Source organism: Arthrobacter sp. SLBN-112, from assembly GCF_030944625.1.
Lineage (GTDB): Bacteria > Actinomycetota > Actinomycetes > Actinomycetales > Micrococcaceae > Arthrobacter.
This window is the reverse complement of sequence record NZ_JAUSXY010000001.1, coordinates 4,198,686-4,216,799: the sequence shown is the minus strand read 5'-3', so window position 1 is coordinate 4,216,799 and position 18,114 is coordinate 4,198,686. Positions and strand designations below refer to the sequence as shown.

At 66.0% G+C, this 18,114-nt stretch carries 14 protein-coding genes and 1 pseudogene; 6 read left to right on the top strand and 9 right to left on the bottom strand.

What is annotated here, in order from left to right:
* The gene (locus QF050_RS19540) at positions 1-1,203 is read right to left on the bottom strand and encodes a TerC family protein (protein ID WP_308931922.1); all 1,203 of its coding nucleotides are present in this window, start codon (positions 1,201-1,203) and stop codon (positions 1-3) included.
* A gap of 36 nt (positions 1,204-1,239) precedes the next feature.
* A complete protein-coding gene (locus tag QF050_RS19535) occupies positions 1,240-2,907 on the bottom strand; it encodes a RecQ family ATP-dependent DNA helicase (RefSeq protein WP_308931921.1) in 1,668 nt (555 codons plus the stop codon).
* Positions 2,908-3,075: 168 nt separating this feature from the next.
* Between QF050_RS19535 and QF050_RS19530 the strand changes: the two genes are divergently transcribed.
* A complete protein-coding gene (locus tag QF050_RS19530) occupies positions 3,076-5,403 on the top strand; it encodes an FdhF/YdeP family oxidoreductase (protein WP_308931920.1) in 2,328 nt (775 codons plus the stop codon).
* Between the two features lie 141 nt (positions 5,404-5,544).
* Here QF050_RS19530 and QF050_RS19525 read toward each other — a convergent pair whose 3' ends face one another.
* Together QF050_RS19525 and QF050_RS19520 are read right to left on the bottom strand one after the other, a co-directional pair.
* Positions 5,545-5,874, bottom strand: a complete 330-nt coding sequence (locus tag QF050_RS19525) for a DUF6457 domain-containing protein (RefSeq protein WP_308931919.1) — start codon at positions 5,872-5,874, stop codon at positions 5,545-5,547.
* A gap of 28 nt (positions 5,875-5,902) precedes the next feature.
* The gene (locus QF050_RS19520; RefSeq protein ID WP_308931918.1) at positions 5,903-6,877 is read right to left on the bottom strand and encodes an aldo/keto reductase; all 975 of its coding nucleotides are present in this window, start codon (positions 6,875-6,877) and stop codon (positions 5,903-5,905) included.
* Positions 6,878-7,199: 322 nt separating this feature from the next.
* On the opposite strand from QF050_RS19520, the pseudogene fdhA reads away from it, so the two are divergent.
* From fdhA to QF050_RS19500, 4 genes and pseudogenes are all read left to right on the top strand, one after another.
* Positions 7,200-8,413 (top strand): annotated as a pseudogene (gene fdhA, locus QF050_RS19515) (formaldehyde dehydrogenase, glutathione-independent).
* Between the two features lie 111 nt (positions 8,414-8,524).
* Positions 8,525-8,878 carry a GNAT family N-acetyltransferase gene (locus tag QF050_RS19510; protein ID WP_308931917.1) on the top strand — a complete coding sequence of 118 codons (354 nt, stop codon included), beginning with the start codon at positions 8,525-8,527 and terminating at the stop codon, positions 8,876-8,878.
* 296 nt (positions 8,879-9,174) lie between these two features.
* Entirely contained in the window at positions 9,175-10,107 is a 933-nt protein-coding gene (locus QF050_RS19505) for a serine hydrolase (RefSeq protein WP_308931916.1), read from the top strand.
* A 68-nt stretch (positions 10,108-10,175) separates the two neighbouring features.
* The gene (locus tag QF050_RS19500) at positions 10,176-11,537 is read left to right on the top strand and encodes an MFS transporter (protein ID WP_308931915.1); all 1,362 of its coding nucleotides are present in this window, start codon (positions 10,176-10,178) and stop codon (positions 11,535-11,537) included.
* An 8-nt stretch (positions 11,538-11,545) separates the two neighbouring features.
* On the opposite strand, the gene QF050_RS19495 is transcribed toward QF050_RS19500, so the two are convergent.
* The 3 genes from QF050_RS19495 to QF050_RS19485 form a co-directional block, all read right to left on the bottom strand.
* Positions 11,546-12,850, bottom strand: a complete 1,305-nt coding sequence (locus tag QF050_RS19495) for a hemolysin family protein (protein ID WP_308931914.1) — start codon at positions 12,848-12,850, stop codon at positions 11,546-11,548.
* A gap of 83 nt (positions 12,851-12,933) precedes the next feature.
* On the bottom strand, positions 12,934-13,686 hold the full coding sequence (locus QF050_RS19490; RefSeq protein ID WP_308931913.1) for a metalloregulator ArsR/SmtB family transcription factor: 753 nt from the start codon (positions 13,684-13,686) through the stop codon (positions 12,934-12,936).
* A gap of 55 nt (positions 13,687-13,741) precedes the next feature.
* Positions 13,742-14,977: a mechanosensitive ion channel domain-containing protein gene (locus QF050_RS19485; protein ID WP_308931912.1), complete on the bottom strand. Its 1,236-nt coding sequence runs from the start codon at positions 14,975-14,977 to the stop codon at positions 13,742-13,744.
* 120 nt (positions 14,978-15,097) lie between these two features.
* On the opposite strand from QF050_RS19485, the gene QF050_RS19480 reads away from it, so the two are divergent.
* Complete coding sequence (locus tag QF050_RS19480) at positions 15,098-15,433, top strand: cupin domain-containing protein (RefSeq protein WP_308931911.1); 336 nt, start codon at positions 15,098-15,100, stop codon at positions 15,431-15,433.
* A 71-nt stretch (positions 15,434-15,504) separates the two neighbouring features.
* On the opposite strand, the gene QF050_RS19475 is transcribed toward QF050_RS19480, so the two are convergent.
* Together QF050_RS19475 and QF050_RS19470 are read right to left on the bottom strand one after the other, a co-directional pair.
* Positions 15,505-16,746, bottom strand: a complete 1,242-nt coding sequence (locus QF050_RS19475; RefSeq protein ID WP_308931910.1) for an MFS transporter — start codon at positions 16,744-16,746, stop codon at positions 15,505-15,507.
* A 100-nt stretch (positions 16,747-16,846) separates the two neighbouring features.
* Positions 16,847-18,094 (bottom strand): AGE family epimerase/isomerase, encoded by a 1,248-nt coding sequence (locus tag QF050_RS19470; protein ID WP_308931909.1) that lies wholly within the window; start codon positions 18,092-18,094, stop codon positions 16,847-16,849.
* Between the last annotated feature and the right edge of the window lie 20 nt (positions 18,095-18,114).

Here is an 18,114-nt window from a genome sequence, read left to right as displayed (position 1 = left end):
TCACCCCTCGGTCGCGGCAGCCCGCACCTGGGCCTTGTCGTGCTCGGCGTGGGCGTGGCGGAGCAGCTCCAGAAACTCGGTTTCATTGCGGATCAGCCGCTTGTACTTCTCGGGAAGCTTGCGGATCTGGTCTTCTTCGCGGCACATTTTTGCGAAAATCTTGTCCCGTTCCGCCATGTCCGTCTCATAGTTGAGGTCAAGGTACTCGACGGCGTGGCGCCTGGCCCCGGAAACGGCGTTCTTGGCGTTGCCCTTGGGGCTGAAGATGGATGCCAGGATGGTCACCACCAAAACGCCCAGGATCACGCCCAGCGACACGGCGGTGCTGACTTCCACCACGTTGACGTGCTTGCCGTCGTTGATGAACGGGAGGGTGTTCTCGTGCAGGGCGTGCAGGATCAGCTTCACGCCGATGAAGCCCAGGATGACCGCCAGCCCGTAGGAGAGGAAGATCAGCCGGTCCAGCAGGCCGTCGATCAGGAAAAACAGCTGGCGCAGGCCCATCAGCGAGAACGCGGTGGCGGTGAAAACGACGAAAACGTTCTGGGTCAGGCCGAAGATCGCCGGAATGGAATCCAGGGCGAACAGGATGTCCGTACCGCCGATCGCCACCATCACCAGCAGCATGGGCGTCAGGACCCGCTTGCCGTTCTCCACCGTGAACAGCTTGTCGCCGTCATAGTGTTCCGACGCCGGAAGGAACTTCCTGGCGAGCCGCACCACCAGGCCGTCGGAGTCGTCGTCATGGCTGTCCGGCTTGAGCAGATTACCGGCGGTGACCAGCAGGATGAGCCCGAAGATGTAGAAGACCCAGGCGAAACTGTTGATCAGTGCAGCGCCCAGGAAAATGAACGCGGTGCGGGCGATCAAGGAGAAGATGATGCCGAACAGCAGCACCTTCTGCTGGTCCGCGCGGGGCACCTTGAAGCTGGCCATGATGATCAGGAACACGAAGAGGTTGTCCACGGACAACGCCTTTTCCGTCACATAGCCCGCGAAGTATTCGGTGCCCATGTCCGGCCCGCCGAAGACCAGGACCGCCAGCCCGAACACCACCGCGATGCTCACGTAGATGGCGGACCAGATGGCCGATTCCTTTAGCGACGGGGTGTGGGCCTTCCGCACGTGGAAGAAGAAATCGAAGGCCAGCAGCCCTGCGATGAGCACAATGGTCAGGATCCAGGCGTAAGCAGGGGTTTCCACGCGGCGGGCCTTTCGTCGGAGGTTACCCCAGCCTATCTAAGCGGGCTTCAGGAGGTGGTGCTCCACTACGGCGGACCGTGACAACGTTTTGTACCCCTCCTGCTCGAACAGCACGGTCATCACGTCACCCTCGTGGCGCATCACGAGGCCGTGGCCCCACTCCTTGTGGACCACTGCGGACTGTGGGGGGAACGGCCCGTTGCCGCTGGAGGCCGGGCCGCCGTCGTCGTCCGCGTCCTTGCCTGCGTAGTGCACGGCCGCCGCGCACGCGTCGCAGTTTCCGCACGGCTCCGGCAGGTCCTCGCCAAAGTAGCCCAGCAGGAACTGCCGCCGGCAGCCGTCCGCCTCGGCGTAGGCGCGCATCATGCCCAGCCGGGACTGGTCCACGCGTTGCCTGGCTTCGGCGAGTTCCATGGCGTCCTGCACCAGCGCGGGCAGTTTGGCTTTGGACGTCAGCCGGATTCCCCGCTTGCCGCTGCTGACGGCGCCGATCTCTTCCAACTGGTTGACCAGCCCGGTGATGCGCCGCGCCGGGAGGCCCGTCAGTTCCGCCAGGGATGACTTTGGCGCGGGAGCCTTGGCTGATTTGAGGACCTTCAGGACGGCCAGCAGGGAACCGGGATCCGGGGACCGGGTGCTGAAGAATTTCCGCAGCCCCAGGTCCTCCGAGCGGTAATGCAGCACGGCGGCCGCGGGATCTCCGTCCCGTCCGGCCCGGCCAATCTCCTGGTAGTAGGCGTCCAGCGATTCCGGAATATCGGCATGGACCACAAAACGGACATTCGGCGTGTCGATGCCCATGCCAAAGGCGGTGGTGGCAACCACCACATCCAGTTGGTCGTTCAGGAACAGTTCGTGGATGCGTTCCCGGTCCGCGGCACGGCGGCCGGCGTGGTATGCCTCGGCGCGCAGCCCTTTCGTGGCCAGTTTGGCAGCATACTCCTCGGTGTCTTTCCGGGTTGCGGCGTACAGGAGGCCTTTTCCCGTCCGGGCCAGGTCCGCCACCTGCCCCAGCACCGCCCGGCGTTTGTCCTTGTCCTTGTGGTGGCGGACCACGGCAAGGTTGATGTTGGGCCGGTCGAAGCCGCGGACCAGGACCAGGGGATTCTTCATGGCCAGCCGCTCCACGATCTCGTCGCGGACTGGCGGGGAGGCGGTGGCGGTCAGCGCGGCCACGGGCGGGTTGCCCAGTTGCTCCCGGACACTGCCCAGGCCTAGGTAGTCCGGACGGAAGTCATGGCCCCAGGAGGAGACGCAGTGTGCTTCATCCACCACGAACAGCGAGATGTCCAGGGCTTTGATCCGGTCCACCGTTGACTGCTTGGCCAGCTGTTCGGGGGCCAGGAACACGAACACGGCACTGCCGTCCGCCACGGCCTGCCAGGACGCCTCGACGTCGGCATCGCTGTGTGCGGAGTTGACGGCAACCGCCGCGCCTGGTCCGAGGACCTGGGACAGCCCGTCCAACTGGTCCTCCTGCAGGGCGATCAGCGGGGAAACCACGACGGCGGGACGCCCGGTTCGTTTGTGCAGGTGCAGGGCTGCGACCTGGTAGATGGCGGATTTTCCGTATCCCGTGGGCATCACGGCCAGGACGTCGCGGCCATCGGCGAGGGCGGCCATGCCGGCCAGTTGGCCGTCCCGGAGGTCCTTCAGGGAGAAGGACGAGGCCGCAAGGGCGCGAATGGCAGGTTCGTCGGACATGGAAAGGGCTCCGCGCGGAAAGAAACAATGGCCGCTTGCTTCAGCCGTGGGAACCAGCCTACGCCAGTGCCGGGGTGCTTGACTTCACGGGCATGCTCAACAACTGTGGAGTGACAGATCCGCCAATCCAGCCGGCCCTTCCCGGGCCCGGCGAACAAGGAGAATGTTGTGGCGCGCGAAAACCCCAGGGTCGAAGAACCAGAGGAATCCGATCTCGAGGTGACCGGCCACCCCAAGACGTGGGCCGCCGGGGTTCCGGGCGTCTATCACTCCATGCAGCCGGCGATTGAGCATATGGGCGTGGAACGGTCACGGAAGACCCTGCTGGCCTTGAACCAGAAGGACGGCTTCGACTGCATGAGTTGCGCGTGGCCGGATCCCGGGCACCGCAAGACGTTCGAGTTCTGCGAAAACGGGGCCAAGGCCGTCACTTGGGAAGCCACCCCCGTAGTGATTGGCAGCGACTTCTGGGCAGAGCATCCGGTCAGCGAACTCCGGAAGCGGTCCGAGTACTGGTTGGGCATGCAGGGCCGCCTCACCGAACCCGTCTACAAGGCCGCGGGGGAGGACCATTACCGCCCGGTTAGTTGGGAGCGCGCCGTCGGGATCGTGGCGGACAAGTTGAAGTCCTTGCCGGACCCCAACCAGGCCACGTTCTATACCAGCGGCCGCACCTCCAACGAGGCCGCGTTCCTGTACCAGCTGTTTATCCGCGCCTACGGCACAAATAACCTGCCCGACTGCTCCAACATGTGCCACGAATCCTCTGGGTGGGGCATGGGACAGACCATCGGCGTGGGCAAGGCCACCGTGTCCTACGATGACTTCGGCAAGGCCGACCTGATCATCGTGATGGGCCAGAACCCGGGTACCAACCACCCGCGCATGCTGACTGCACTGGAAGAAGCCAAGGAAGCCGGCGGCCACATCGTCGCTGTCAACCCTCTTCCCGAGGCCGGCCTCATGCGGTACAAGAACCCCCAAAAGGTCAAGGGCATCATCGGCCGCGGCACCCAAATCGCCGACCAATTCCTGCAGGTCCGCATCGGTGGAGACATGGCGTTGCTCCAGGCGGTATCCAAGCGCGTGCTCGACGCTGAGGCCGCCAACCCGGGCAAGGTCCTGGACCACGCATTCCTTGCCGAACACTGCGACGGCCTGGAAGAACTGCGGGCGCACCTGGCCAGCCTGGATGAGGCCGCGGTGCTGGAAGCCACCGGCCTGCGTACAGAGGAAATCGATGAACTCGCAGCCCGCTACATTGCCGCGGACAAGGTGATCATCACCTGGGCCATGGGCATCACCCAGCAGAAGAAGGGCGTTGCCACCATCAAGGAGATCATCAACCTGCTCCTGCTGCGCGGCAATATCGGCAAGCCCGGGGCCGGCGCCTCGCCCATCCGCGGCCACAGCAACGTCCAGGGCGACCGGACCATGGGAATCTGGGAACAGATGCCGCCGGCCTTCCTGGACGCCCTTGGCCAGGAGTTCCAATTTGAGCCTCCACGCGACCACGGCCTGGATGCGGTCCAGACCGTCCGTGGAATGCGCGACGGCGGCGTCAAGGTTTTCGTAGGGCTCGGCGGCAACTTCGTGGGCGCCATTTCAGACACAGCGGCCGCCGAAGCCGCCATGGAGAACACTGAACTTTCAGTCCAGATCTCCACCAAGCTCAACCACTCCCACGCCGTGACCGGGGCCGAGGCCTTGATCCTCCCCACCCTGGGCCGGACGGAGATCGATCGGCAGGAATCCGGCCCGCAATTCGTCTCGGTGGAGGACACCGTTTGCGCCGTCCACGCCTCCCACGGCACCGTGGAGCCGGTGGCCCCCGGGCTGCTCTCCGAGGTTGCCATCGTGAGCCGCCTTGCCGCCGCCACGGTGGGGGACCGGACGTCCGCGGACTGGGCCGGGTTCGAAAAGGACTACGACCTGATCCGGGACCACATCTCCCGCGTGGTGGTCGGCTGTGAGGACTACAACCGCAAAATCAGGCAAAAGGGCGGGTTCGTGCTGCCCAACGGTCCGCGGGATTCCCGCACCTTTCATACCCCAACCGGCAAGGCCATGCTCACCGTCAACGAACTCGAACACGTTGACCGGCCCGCCGGCACCCTGATCCTGCAGACCATGCGTTCGCACGACCAGTTCAACACCACCATCTATGGCAACAACGACCGCTACCGGGGCATTAAGAAAGGCCGCGAGGTGGTGTTCGTGAACCCCGCGGACCTTGCGGAGCTGGGCCTCGCCGACGGGCAACACGTCGACATCCATGGGGTCTACAAGGACAACGTGGCACGCGTCCTCCGCAACTATCGGGTGGTGTCCTATCCGTCAGCCAGGGGCTGCGCCGCAGCCTACTACCCAGAGGCCAACGTCCTGGTCCCGCTGGAGAGCGTGGCGGAAGGCAGCCAGACCCCGGCGTCCAAGGCCGTCATCGTCCGGCTCGAGCCTGTGAAAGTCCTGGAAGAGGAGGCCACCGCCGCCGGCTGACCGGTGCGTTTGAGCCGGTCGGTGGGTGAGCCTGTCGAAACCGCGGTGACCATTCGCTCGCACCGGCGGCGACTCCCCGCCTGATGGACAAATCCCCGTCGCGTACCGAGGGGATTTGTCCATCAAGCGGGGATTCGCCTGCTATTGCCCGGTGTCCGCCCAGCCGCGGCCGGCAGGCCCGCCGTGGGCGCCGTCGTCGACCAGCCCCAAGGCGACCCTCGCGGCCTTGGCCACGGCAGCGGACGCCGCCTCCCGGCTCCCGGCGCTGCCCGTCCCTGCATCCAGCGCCGCCGCGTACCCCACCAGGAACGTGGTGATGGGTGCGGCGGCATGGATCACGTTGTCCGCAGATTTGCGGGCGAGGTCCAGGAGCAGCTCCTGGTCCACGTCCAGGTCAAGAATCTGCAGTGCCTGAGCCAGCCGCTGGGTCCATTGATCCAGCACCTGGGCTTCGTCGTCGTTGACTGTCATGGTTTCTCCTTTGCAGACGCCGGATGGGTCAGGTGTCGATAGTGGACATGTTCGGGTAGCGGGCGCCTGCTGTCGAGCCCGCCGCGGCCAACTCATCCAGCAGCTGCAGTTCATCCGCGCTGAGCTCAACGTCCACAGCGCCCAGGTTCTCGCGCAGCCGTTCGCGTTTCTTGGTGCCTGGAATCGGGACGATGTGGTCGCCCTGCGCCAGCAGCCAGGCAAGGGCCAACTGGCCGGGGGTGCACTGTTTCCGGTCGGCCAGTTCTTTCACCCGGTCCACCAGCTCAAGGTTCCGGGTGAAGTTGTCGCCCTGGAACCGCGGGGAGTGCCGGCGGAAGTCGTCGTCGGCGAAGTCGTCCACGCTGCGGATTTGGCCTGTCAGGAAGCCGCGGCCCAGCGGGCTGTAAGGCACGAACCCGACTCCGAGCTCCGCGAGCACGGGGAAGACCTTGGTTTCCGGCTCCCTCTCCCAGAGCGAATATTCGGTCTGCAGCGCAGTGATGGGGTGCACTGCGTGGGCGCGGCGGATGGTGTCCGCTGACGCCTCGGACAATCCGAGGTGCCGGACCTTTCCCGCCTGGACCAGCTCGGCCATGGCGCCGACCGTGTCCTCGATGGGCACCGTCTTGTCCACCCTGTGCTGGTAGTAGAGGTCGATGTGGTCCACGCCCAGCCGCTGCAGGCTGGCATCGCAGGCCGACCTGACGTACTCGGGGCGGCCGTTGATGCCCACCCAGGAACCGTCCTCGCGGCGTTCGTTGCCGAACTTGGTGGCGAGCACAACGTCAGCGCGCCGGCCGGCGATGGCGCGGCCCACTAACTTTTCGTTGGTGAAGGGCCCGTACATGTCCGCTGTGTCCAGCAGCGATCCGCCGGCGTCCAGGAACTCGTGGATAGTGGCAATCGACTCCTGCTCGTCGCCATCGCCGTAGAACTCGCTCATGCCCATGCAGCCAAGGCCCAGGGCGGAAACAGTCAGTTGTCCAATAGTGCGTGTCTTCATGCCGTTCTCCTCAACGGTAGAACTTGCCTGGGGACCGGCCCGCCTGCGTGCGCGGAAGCCGGTGGGTGCAGCGTACGCCACTATAGGCGCTTCCCCCGGGCCGTGCCTGGATAAACATCTGCCCCGATAAACATGGGGTCGCCTACCCTTGGACCGCTCCCGGGTGCCTGCCTAGACTGGGCGGACCCCCAAGCCGGGAACCTGTGCCTGATACTCATCAGGAATCGCCAGTGCAGCAGGGCGGGTCCCTCATTTCGGGGTTTTCTCAACCTACCCAGGTCACTGCCGTCCCACCGGACGGAACTGACTACAGGAGCGAAAGATGACAGGGAACAAAGCCGTTGCCTACAAGGAACCCGGCAAGGTCGAATTAATCGATATTGATTATCCAACGTTCGAGCTCAGGGACGGCCCCGGCGTCAACCCCGCGAACGTGGGGCGCGCCCGGTCCACCATGGGGTCATCCTCAAGACGGTGGCCACCAACATCTGCGGCTCGGACCAGCATATGGTCCGCGGCCGCACCACGGCGCCGCCGAACCTGGTCCTGGGCCACGAAATCACCGGTGAAGTGGTGGAGGTGGGCCGCGACGTCGAGTTCATCAAAGTGCTCGACCTCTGCTCGGTGCCGTTCAACATCGCCTGCGGCCGCTGCCGGAACTGCAAGGAGCGCAAGACCGGCATCTGCCTGAACGTCAACCCGGACCGGCCCGGCAGCGCCTACGGCTACGTGGACATGGACGGCTGGGTGGGCGGCCAGGCCAACTATGTGCTGGTGCCGTACGCGGACTGGAACCTGTTGAAGTTCCCGGACAAGGACAAGGCCATGGAGAAGATCCTGGACCTGGCCATGCTCTCGGACATCTTCCCCACGGGGTTCCATGGCGCGGTCACGGCCGGCGTGGGTGTTGGTTCCACCGTGTACGTTGCCGGGGCCGGTCCCGTAGGCCTCGCAGCGGCCACCAGCGCACACCTGCTGGGCGCCGCCGTCGTCATTGTTGGCGACATGAACGAGGGCAGGCTGTCCCAGGCGCGCAGCTTCGGCTGCGAGACGGTGGACCTGTCCAAGGGTGATCCGAAGGACCAGATCGAGCAGATCCTCGGCGTCCCGGAGGTGGACTGCGGTGTGGACGCGGTCGGCTTCGAAGCGAAGGGCCATGGCCATGACGCCAAGGAAGCGCCGGCGACGGTCCTGAACTCGCTGATGGAGCTCACGGCGGCCGGCGGAGCCGCGGGCATCCCCGGCCTGTACGTCACCGGTGACCCGGGCGGCATCGACGACGCCGCCAAGAAGGGTGCCCTGTCGCTGAGCCTGGGCACCGGCTGGGCCAAGTCGTTGAGCTTCACCACGGGCCAGTGCCCGGTCATGAAGTACAACCGGCAGCTGATGATGGCCATCCTGAGTGACCGGGTGCACATCGCCAAGAACGTCAACGCCAAAGCGATCCCGCTGGAGGACGCCCCCAAGGGCTATGCGGAGTTCGACGCCGGCGCTGCCACCAAGTACGTCCTGAATCCGAACGGCTACTTGAGCTGACCCGAGGGCGGAGGGGGATGCCACGCGGGACTCCTCGCATGCGGAAATAAGTGCTGCGCGGGCCGGGTTAGGCTTTGCACGGGCAGCACGACCGCAACGAAGGAGTTCCCCTTGAGTGACATCACCGTCCGCCACAACGCCGAGCGCGACCGCTTCGAGATCCTGGACCGCGGCAACGTGATCGGCAAAGCCGCCTACAAGGATTACGACGGCGGCGCGTCACCACAGCGGATTTTCTACCACACGGTGATCAACGAGGAATACGGCGGGCAGGGCTTGGCCGGGAAGCTCGCCGCGGTTGCCCTGGACGCGACGGTGGAGGCCGGGACCGGCATTGTCCCGGTGTGCCCGTTCATCAAGAAGTTCGTGGCCAAGCACCCGGAGTACTCGGACAGCGTGGTGGCCGTGGCCCAGGCGCACCTGGAATTCCTGGAGACGGCTCTCTCGGCCCGGGCCCGCGCCTAGCCAGGGTTCCCGGACGGGCCGTATTCCCGACGCGCACATCCATCTCCGACGCGCAACGGGTTCTTCGACGCGCACATCCATCTCCGACGCGCAACCGGATTAGCGCGGGCCACATCCGGTCCGCGCCAGGTAATGTGCGCGTCGGCATCGATTTTGCGCCGCGTGGGCGGTCCCGCGGAACACACCGTAAGTCTTCAGGAAGCTCCCAAATTCCGGTGATTTAATCGCAGTGTCAGCGCGGCTCGAGGCCGCGCTGACGTTGTTTGTGATTGCCGAGGCGGGACAGGAGCCCTTGTATGTCCGAGCACCCCCAGGTGCCCACACCAGGCCGCGTGGCTCCGCCAAAGCCCGGCAGGCCGGTCCCGGGCAGGAGCCGCGGCCTCCGGAGGCTCGTCATCCTGGCCCTCGCCGTGGTGCTGGTTATCGCCGGGACGGTTGCCTTGGCCGTAACCCGGTCCGAGCCCCCGACCGGTTCGGTGGCCCCCACCCAGCCCGTTGCGCCAGCGGCACCCGTGGCGGCAGCCCCGGAGTCACTGCAGGACAGCGTGGACAACATCCTCAGCGAAGCGGATCAGTACCGGATCGGGCTGGCGCTCGCGGATGTGTCCGGCGGCGCTGAACGCACATTCGGCGACGCTGACGCCTTCACGGCAGCCAGCACGGCGAAGATCCTGACGGCCGCTGCCTACTATCACCTGGTGGAAAAAGGCGAGGCCACCCTCGACGAGCCCATGGGCGACTATGACGCCGCTTTCCAGCTCAAAGCCATGGTCAACGACAGCAACAACGACTCCTGGCAGCTGCTGATGGACGCCGTCGGCTACCCCCAGCTGATTGCCTACGCGGACTCCATCGGTGTTACCTACGACCCCGAGAAGAACCTGCTGACCGCTGCGGATATGGCCCTGATCCTGAAGAAGCTGTACGCGGGGGAGCTGCTCAACGCTGGCAACACCGCCCAGCTGCTCAGCTACATGCAGGACACCAACAACGAAGACCTCATTCCTGCCGGCTCGAGGGCGGGAATCGACGTCCACCACAAATACGGCGAGCTCTCGGGCGAACTGCATGACGCCGCGCTCCTGAGCTACGGCGGTTCGACGTTCGCGCTGGTGATCTACACCGAAAACCCGGAAGGCGTTGCGGATGACGCCCAGGTCGAGGTGATCAGGGACCTGACCCGGGCCGTTGAGGACGCACTGTTCCCGGTTGGGGTGGCGGGCAGGTAGCCAACGCCACACCCGCGCAGCGGTCCGCCGACTCGCCCTCCGTGAGCGCTTTGGGCCAGACTGTTACCGTGAGCAACAATCCCCGGACTGCCTTGGCCGTCGCAGGCCTTAGCCTGGGCACGGCACTGAACCCGCTGAACTCCTCCATGATCGCCGTGGCCCTGGTGGTGCTGCGTGCCGATTTCGGGCTCGACGTCGCCGCCGTCACCTGGGTGGTCACGTCCTTCTACCTCGCCTCTGCGGCCGGCCAGCCGGTAATGGGCAGGCTGGCGGACCGATTTGGACCGCGACGGATGTTCATGCTGGGCATGGGGCTGGTCGCCATTACCTGCGCCCTGGCGCCGCTGGCCCCGAACTTTGCCCTGCTCTGCGTGGCCCGGGCGGTCATGGCATTGGGTACAGCTACCGCGTATCCCAGCGCCGTGGTGATGGTGGGGGCGATTGCACACCGGGCCAAGGTCGATCCCGCCCGGCCGCTTGGCCGGCTCCAGATGGCGAACACATCGGCTGCTGCCGTGGGTCCCGTCGTCGGAGGTTTGCTGGTGGGCTTCGTGGGCTGGCAGTCGCTGTTCCTGATCAACGTTCCGCTGGCGGTGGCGGCGCTGTTGATCGTGCGGCAGGCCGCGCCGGCGGACCAGGTCCGGGAGCGCGGCAGCGTGGCGCAGCTGGTGCGGGACTCGGATGTTCCAGGCATTGCCGGGTTTATCGGTGCCCTGTTGTTGGTCATGATGGCCGCGCTGAACGTGACGCCGGACTACCGCTGGTGGATGCTGGCCGCCGGAACCGTCGTGGCAGCGCTGTTCGCCTGGCGGGAGCTGCGGTTCGCGAAGCCATTCCTGGACCTGCGGCTGCTGGGCCGCAACAGGCCCCTCATGCTCGTGTACCTGGCGTTCGCGGTGTTCAGCAGCGTCTACTACTTCGTCTTTTTCGGCCTTCCGCAGCTGCTGCAGGAAGTCGGCGGTTACGGTCCCGGTGTGGTCGGCCTGCTGATGCTGCCCCTGGCGGGCATGTCCGTGGTGGCGACCCCGTGGGCAGTCTCCGCGATGGGACGGTTCGGTGTGCGCCGGGTGCTGCTCGCCGGCGTCGTCCTCCTGACAGTCGTGGCGGCGCTGATGTGGCTGCTGACGGGAACGCTGGCCATCCCGTTCGTGGTGGTGCTGACCGCGCTGATGGGGATTCCCTACGGAACCGTCAGCATCGCCTCCAACCAGGGAATGTTCGTCTCCACCCGGCCGCAGGACCGCGGCGTTGCTGCAGGGATCTACCAGACGTGCCGCTACGTGGGCGCGATCACGGCCACGGTGATGATCGGAGTGTTCGCGTCCGGCGGCGTGCACCAGGACAGCTGGATGCGGATGGTGATTGCCATGCTGGTGCTCTGCGTCGTGACGTTTGGGATCTCCGTGCTGTGGCGGCAGCAGAAGGCGTAGCTCCTCCCTTACCCGGAGGTACTCGCAGGAGGCGCTGCCGGGGTGACCCGGACCCGTGCAATCCGCAGCTTGTCCATGCTGAGGACCGTGAGCATGTACCCCGGGATCTGTACTCGGTCGCCCGCCTGCGCCAGGCGGCCCAGGCGGGACATCACAAAGCCTGCCACCGTTTCGTAGCGGCCCTCGGGCAGCACGATTCCGGAGGCTGAGGTGAACTCCTGCAGGATCAGGCCGCCGTCGACCTCGACGGAGCCATTGGTGACGGTGACGCGGTCTTCGTGCTCGGCGCCGGTGTCGTACTCGTCGTAGATCTCGCCTACGAGTTCTTCCACGAGGTCTTCGAGTGTGACCACGCCGTCCGTGCCGCCGTATTCGTCCACCACCAGGACAATATGCTGGTTGGTCTTGCGCATCCGGGACAGTGCCGGCAGGACCCTGTTGGTGCCGGGCATGGCCAGGATCGTCCGGGCAATGTCCTTCACAGGCGTTTGGTCCGGCACGTCGTCCCTTGGCATCAGGTCGCGGATATGGACGAAGCCCAGGACATCGTCCGGGGTCCTGCCAATGACCGGAAACCGCGAGTAGGGGCCGTCCCTGACCATCTCTCGGGCTGCAGCGATGGTTGTGGTCCCGTCGATGAAGGTCACTTCCGTGCGGGGCCGCATGATCTCCTGCAGTGTTCGGTCCCCGGCGCCGAATACATCGGCCAGGATGTGCCGGTTGCTTTCTTCAAGGGCCTCGCTCGCCGCCACCATGTCCCACAGCTCCTCGGAACTGATGCCGGCACGCTTGGCATGCGGGTCGCCGCCGAAGAGCCGGACCACCGCGTCGGTGGACACGGAGAGGAGCCAGATAACCGGCCGCATGACCCTGGAAAGGGTGATCAGCGGCGGAGCCAGGCGCCTGGTGATGGCGACGGGGTTTTGCAGGGCCAGCCTTTTGGGTGCCAGTTCGCCCAGGACCAGGGAAAGGTAGGCCACCAGCAGTGTCATGCCGATGAAGGACACGGGCCCGGCGGCGGCCCCGAGCCCCAGGGCCTGCAGGAGGGGAACGACGACGGGTGCGATCGCCGAGGCGCCGTACGCCGCCGAGAAGAACCCGGCCAGGGTGACGCCAATTTGGACCGTGGAGAGGAACCGGTTGGGGTTCCGCGCCAGGTCTGCGGTCCGGGCCCCGGAGTCACCGGACTTTTCGATGCGGCGGATCTGGCCTTCGTGCAGGGACACCAAGGCCATTTCCGCCGCGGCGAAGACTCCGCCCAGCAGAACGAAACAGAGAACCAGAGCGATGTTGACCAGGATGCCGCTGTCCATGAGATGACCTTAGACCCGCCGGTGGCCTCCATGTGGCCCCCGAGGTGCTGCAGTTCGGAGCTGCCGGCGGCCGCCGTCGCGCCTTATGTATACATGATGGATCCGGGGGTGGTGAGCTTTTCGCCGGTCTCCAGCCAGGTCTTCAGGCCGGAGAGGATCATGGGCCAGCCGCCGTAAAGCTGTTCGTTGGCGCCCTCGCGCAGGTCGCTGTGGGTGACGGTCAGGTGGCAGGAATCGCCCACCGGCTCGATCTCCCAGGTGACCTTGGACGTGCCCTCGGCCTTGACGTCCTCGCCCCAGAGGGCGCGCATGGTCTGGACCAGGCGGCGCGGCGGATCCACCTCCAGGTTCTCGCCTTCGCCCAGCGCTTCCCCGGCCTTGGGGTTGCCCATCACGAACTTGCCGCCGGGTGTCCAGTCGGACTCCAGGGTATTTCCGAACTGGTACTTGCTGCGGATCTCGCTGTCGGTAATGGCTGCCCAAAGCCGTTCCGGCGTGGTCTTGATGTAAATCTCGAAGATCTTTTCCATGGGACTTTCCAATCTGGATTTGAGGTCGCTGAGGGCAGCGGCCCATGGTTCTGCGTATTTGCTGACCCAGCGGTCGTGGACCAGGCGGATGGGCACCGGGTTGAGGAAGTGCAGCTTTTCCCGGCCCCGACGGCGGGTGGCCACCAGGCCTGCGTCCTCCAGGATGCGCAGGTGCTTGGCGATGCCGAAGCGGGTCATGCTGAACCGCGCCTCGAGCGCACTCAGGGACTGGCCGTCCTCGCGGAACAGCTCGTCGAGCAGGTCCCGGCGGGTGGGGTCGGAGAGTGCTTTGAACACGTCGTCCATACCGCCAATGATAGGTGACTAAATGGTCACCTATCAAGGGGTTTGCCGCGATGAATCAGTTGCGGGAGGCAAGGTTCCTGTCGCGCTCCTCGAAGACTTCCTCGCCGGGCCCCGTGAAGGCCCGCGAGCGCTCCACCGCCTCGATGGAGCCGGTGAACAGCTGTGATTCATGGGGATCAGCCGGGGGACGGGCGCCCCCGGAGCCGGGCGAACCCAGCCCCCGCAGTGGTGCCCCGCGACGGGAGGCCGTGCCGCCGTCGTACGCTGCCTGCTCCCAGCGCTGGTGTGGCAGCGCTGCCGGGTGGTTCTGCTGCAGGAACGTCACCATGGTTTCGCGGACCAGGCAGCGCAGGTCGAAGAGCGCGGCGCTGTCCGCAGCGCTGACCAGGATCCGGACCCGGACAAAGCCACCGGTGGCGTCGGTAATTTGCAGGACGCCGACGCGCTCGTCCCACAGTTCGCTTCCGGCCAGGACCCGCCGCAACTCCGTCCGCATATCCTCAACGGGGGCGCGCCAGTCAAGGTCGAACTCCACGGTGCCCATCACCTCGGACTGGCGCCGGGTCCAGTTCTCGAAAGGCGTGGTGGTGAAGTAGGTGGACGGCAGGATCAGCCGGCGGTCGTCCCAGAGATGCACCACGACGTAGGTGAGCGTGATTTCCTCGATCCGGCCCCATTCCTTCTGGACCACTACAACGTCATCCACGCGGATGGCGTCGGTGAAGGCCAGCTGCATCCCTGCGAAGACGTTGACCAGCGATGTCTGCGCCGCCAGGCCGGCCACGATCGAAATCACGCCGGCGGAGGCAAGCAGCCCCGCCCCCAGAGCCTGGATGGCGGGGAACGTCAGCATGGCGGTGCCGACGGCGAGCACCGCCACCAGCGCAACGGCGATCCGCCGGGCGAGGATCATCTGCGTCCGCAGCCGCCGGACGCGCCGGTTGTCTGCCACGTCCACGCTGTGCCGGGTCAGCACCACGGCTTCGACGATGAGCAGCACCGCAATGGCGAGCCACGCCAGCGCGCCGATGAGGGCAATGAGGAGGAGATGGTCGACGCCGGCATGCCAGTTTTCGTTTCCGGCGGTGAGGCCCAGCGCGGCGCGGACGCCCATCAGGCACAGTGCCAGCCGCAGCGGCTGCCGGGCCACCCGGGACGTGGCCTGCAGCTCCGGGCGTTTCCTGTTCAGCTTCAGGACGATCTTGCGGAGCAGCCAGGACAAGGCCAGTCCGGCCACCACCGCCAGCGCTGTGGCAATGAAGGGCAGTGCGGGATTCAGGACGTCTAGCATCGTTTAACCTCTATCAAGCCTTCGGCCGCCTCTGAAATCGGGGCGGCCCGTGGCGTGTCTGCCGGTCCTTTCCATTCCCCCGTGTCGCCAGGCTCACCCCCAGTGGGTAGCGTTGGGCGCATGCAGAAGATATCGGTCGACGCCCTGGCCCGCCAGCAGCTCGAAGCAGCGCTCGCATCTCCCAACGGCCGTGCCGCCGACACCGTTTACGGTGGCCACGAAAAAGTCCTCCGGCAGTCCGTGATGGCCATGGCGGCCGGAACGCAGCTGAGCGAACACAAGAACCCCGGCGATGCCACGGTCTTCGTGATCCAGGGCTGTGTCAGGCTGACCGCCGGCGCGGACTCCTGGCAGGGCAAGGTGGGGGATTTGCTGATCGTCCCGCCCGGCCTGCACAGCCTGACAGCCGAGGAGGACTCCACCTTCCTGTTCACGGTGGCCAAGCACCGCGCATGACCCATCGACTGCTCCGTAGTTGTCGTTTTGGGTGCTCAAAACGACCAGTACGGAGCACTCGATGCAGGTTGTTAGGCCCGGTCCTTGACGCTCTCCTTCACCGGCCGGGGCTCCAACCAGATCCGCTCCCGCGGGCCCGGCGGGTAGGCGTACCTCTTCCCGGCGATGGTGATCACCAGTGCGGCAACCACCGGGATGGCCGCCGCAACCGGAACCAGCAACGGACCGCCCACCACCAGGGCCCCTGAACCGTACAGCGCGCCGATGGTGATGCCCAGCTGGATGGTCAGGACGGTCAGTCCATTGGCGGCCTCGCTGTATTCACCACCGGCCCGGAGGATCGCGGACTGGTTGTAGATGCCGATCGCGCCCAGTCCTGCGCCCCAAACGGTCATCAGCACCAAGGCGACGGGGAGGTTCCCCACCGCCAGGGGGAGGAAAAACATCGATGCGGCGATGGCCGCCGTTGTCATGATCAGGGAACGGCGCGGCCGCGAATCCACGGTGAGTCCGGCAACCCAGATGCCCAGCAGGCCCGACCCGCCCAGCACCGTGAGGGAGAGGCTGGTGGCGTAGTCCGGCAGGTGCGCCTCGCGGATGAAGGGTGCGATGTACGTGAACAGCGCAAAGTGGGCCAGGACCAGCAGCGGCCAGGCGATGGCCACGGACTTCACACCGGGCTGGCCAATGGCCTTGCGGAGCGACGGCCGGGCGGCGTCGGTGATGCGCCGGACGCGGGGGAGCAGCCAGAACGCGAGGACGGTGAGGACCAAGCCAAAAGCCGCAAGTACCAGGAACGCGGCCCGCCACCCCAGGAATCCACCCAGGGCGGTGCCTACCGGCGCCCCGATGGCCAGGCCCAGGCTGTTGCCGCTGAACACGATGGCCAGGGCCTTGCCCACCTTGTCCGCCGGGACCACCCGGGACACGAACGGCGCCATGGTGGTCCAGAGCAACCCGTGCGCCAGTCCGCCCACCAACCTGGCGATCATCGCCGAGGTGAAGTCCGGCGCCAGCCCCACCATGGCGTTGCTGAGCGCAAACGTCAGGACCAGCGCCACGAGGAGGGCGTGCCGCGGAATCTTCCCCAGGAGCCGCGCCGCCGGAACCACGGTGACAACTATGACGGCGGCATACGCGGCAGCAAGGTATCCGGCCACGGGTTCGGACACGCCAAGGCCGGAGCTGATCTGCGGCAGTAGCCCGGACGGAAGCAGCTCCGTAGTGATGGCGGTAAAGGCTATGGTGGCCAGGACCGCCATGGCGGCATACGGAAAACGGGCAGGGGACGGCGCGGAAATCGCGGAAGGCATGGGGGTGCGTCCATTCAAAGGGGTGGGGTTGGAAAGCGGCTCGCTGGCCGGACAATTCCTCCCTTAAATTTACAGGATCGAACCCCCTGCTCCGTGCCGGTTACGGCGTGTTCAGGCGCGCGTCCAGCAAGCCGGCCGCGACCGCGGGAGCCAGCCCGGGCGCCAGCGGAAGACGCGGGACCACCAGGCAGTGCCACAGGTGGTAGATGTCCGCCTTGCCGGACCATACGGTCGACGTGACATTGCCGTTCTCGTCGAGTTCCTGCTTCCAGGATCCGTGCTCGTAGTCGATGAACCAGTCGCGGGCGTGGTCCCAGATCCGCTCATACCAGTCCGCGTACTTCTTGTCTCCGGTGGCGATATAGAGGGCGGCGGCACCCCCGATTGCCTCTGCGGGGACCCAGCGGATGCGGGTGGTGACAACGGGCTTGCCTTCCCAGTCCACCGTGTACACAAAACCGGGATGGCCGTCCGGTTCCCAGGCGTCCCTGATGGCGGCTTCGAACAGGCCGCGTGCGTCCTCGAGGAGCCAGTCCGGGACGTCCAGGCCACGGGCCTCAAGCCCGGCCCGGAGGTGCAGGAGCAGGCGCGCCCACTCCACCCAGTGGCCCGGGGTCCCGCCGTACGCCCGGAACTGGCTGGCCCGGTCATCGGTGTTGTACTCGGGCATAGGGTTCCACTCCGGGTCAAAGTGCTCGAACACCCGGTAATTGTTGTTGCGCGCGAATTTGTGGATGAGCACCTCGGCGATGTGCAGGGCCCGCTCGAGCCACCGGTTCTCCCCGGTCACGTCGGCCACGATGAGGTAGGCCTCCACCGAGTGCATGCTGGCGTTGCCGCCACGGTATGCCTCGGTTTCCGTGAAGTCCCGGTTCCATGAGTCAAAGCACATGTTGGCCTCATGGTCCCAGAACTTCGTGTCGGCTACCCGCAGCGCCTCATCGAGCAACTCCCGCGCTCCGGGCCGACCGGCCGCAACAGCGCTGGCGGCAGCCAGGAGCACGAAGGAGTGCTGGTAGCCGGACTTGGTGTCGTTCACGGGGCCGTTCCCGTCCACCTCGGCGTACCAGCCGCCGAACTCGTCATCGTGGAGGACTCCGTTGAGGGCTGCGATGCCGTGGTCCACCAGGGTGGCGGCGCCGGGGCGTCCCATCAGGGCTGCGACAGCGAAACTGTGGGTCATCCGCGCGGTGATCCACAGATGGGTCGGCTTGTCGGCGAAAACCTTGCCGTAGTTGTCCAGCCAGCCGAATCCGGTGGAGACCTTGGAAGCCTCGGCGAAATGGATAAGCCGGTCCGTCTCCGCCTCAAGCCATCGTGCGTGGGCGGCACTATCGAGCCACGTCATGTTAGTTCCTCTCTCTGGTG

What these genes read in the sequence shown, in the direction of transcription:
- QF050_RS19535 (WP_308931921.1), bottom strand. Translation starts at nt 2,907, where the DNA reads ATGTCCGACGAACCTGCCATTCGCGCCCTTGCGGCCTCGTCCTTCTCC.
- QF050_RS19525 (WP_308931919.1), bottom strand. Translation starts at nt 5,874, where the DNA reads ATGACAGTCAACGACGACGAAGCCCAGGTGCTGGATCAATGGACCCAG.
- QF050_RS19520 (WP_308931918.1), bottom strand. Translation starts at nt 6,877, where the DNA reads ATGAAGACACGCACTATTGGACAACTGACTGTTTCCGCCCTGGGCCTT.
- QF050_RS19505 (WP_308931916.1), top strand. Translation starts at nt 9,175, where the DNA reads ATGTCCGAGCACCCCCAGGTGCCCACACCAGGCCGCGTGGCTCCGCCA.
- QF050_RS19495 (WP_308931914.1), bottom strand. Translation starts at nt 12,850, where the DNA reads ATGGACAGCGGCATCCTGGTCAACATCGCTCTGGTTCTCTGTTTCGTT.
- QF050_RS19490 (WP_308931913.1), bottom strand. Translation starts at nt 13,686, where the DNA reads ATGGACGACGTGTTCAAAGCACTCTCCGACCCCACCCGCCGGGACCTG.
- QF050_RS19485 (WP_308931912.1), bottom strand. Translation starts at nt 14,977, where the DNA reads ATGCTAGACGTCCTGAATCCCGCACTGCCCTTCATTGCCACAGCGCTG.
- QF050_RS19480 (WP_308931911.1), top strand. Translation starts at nt 15,098, where the DNA reads ATGCAGAAGATATCGGTCGACGCCCTGGCCCGCCAGCAGCTCGAAGCA.
- QF050_RS19475 (WP_308931910.1), bottom strand. Translation starts at nt 16,746, where the DNA reads ATGCCTTCCGCGATTTCCGCGCCGTCCCCTGCCCGTTTTCCGTATGCC.
- QF050_RS19470 (WP_308931909.1), bottom strand. Translation starts at nt 18,094, where the DNA reads ATGACGTGGCTCGATAGTGCCGCCCACGCACGATGGCTTGAGGCGGAG.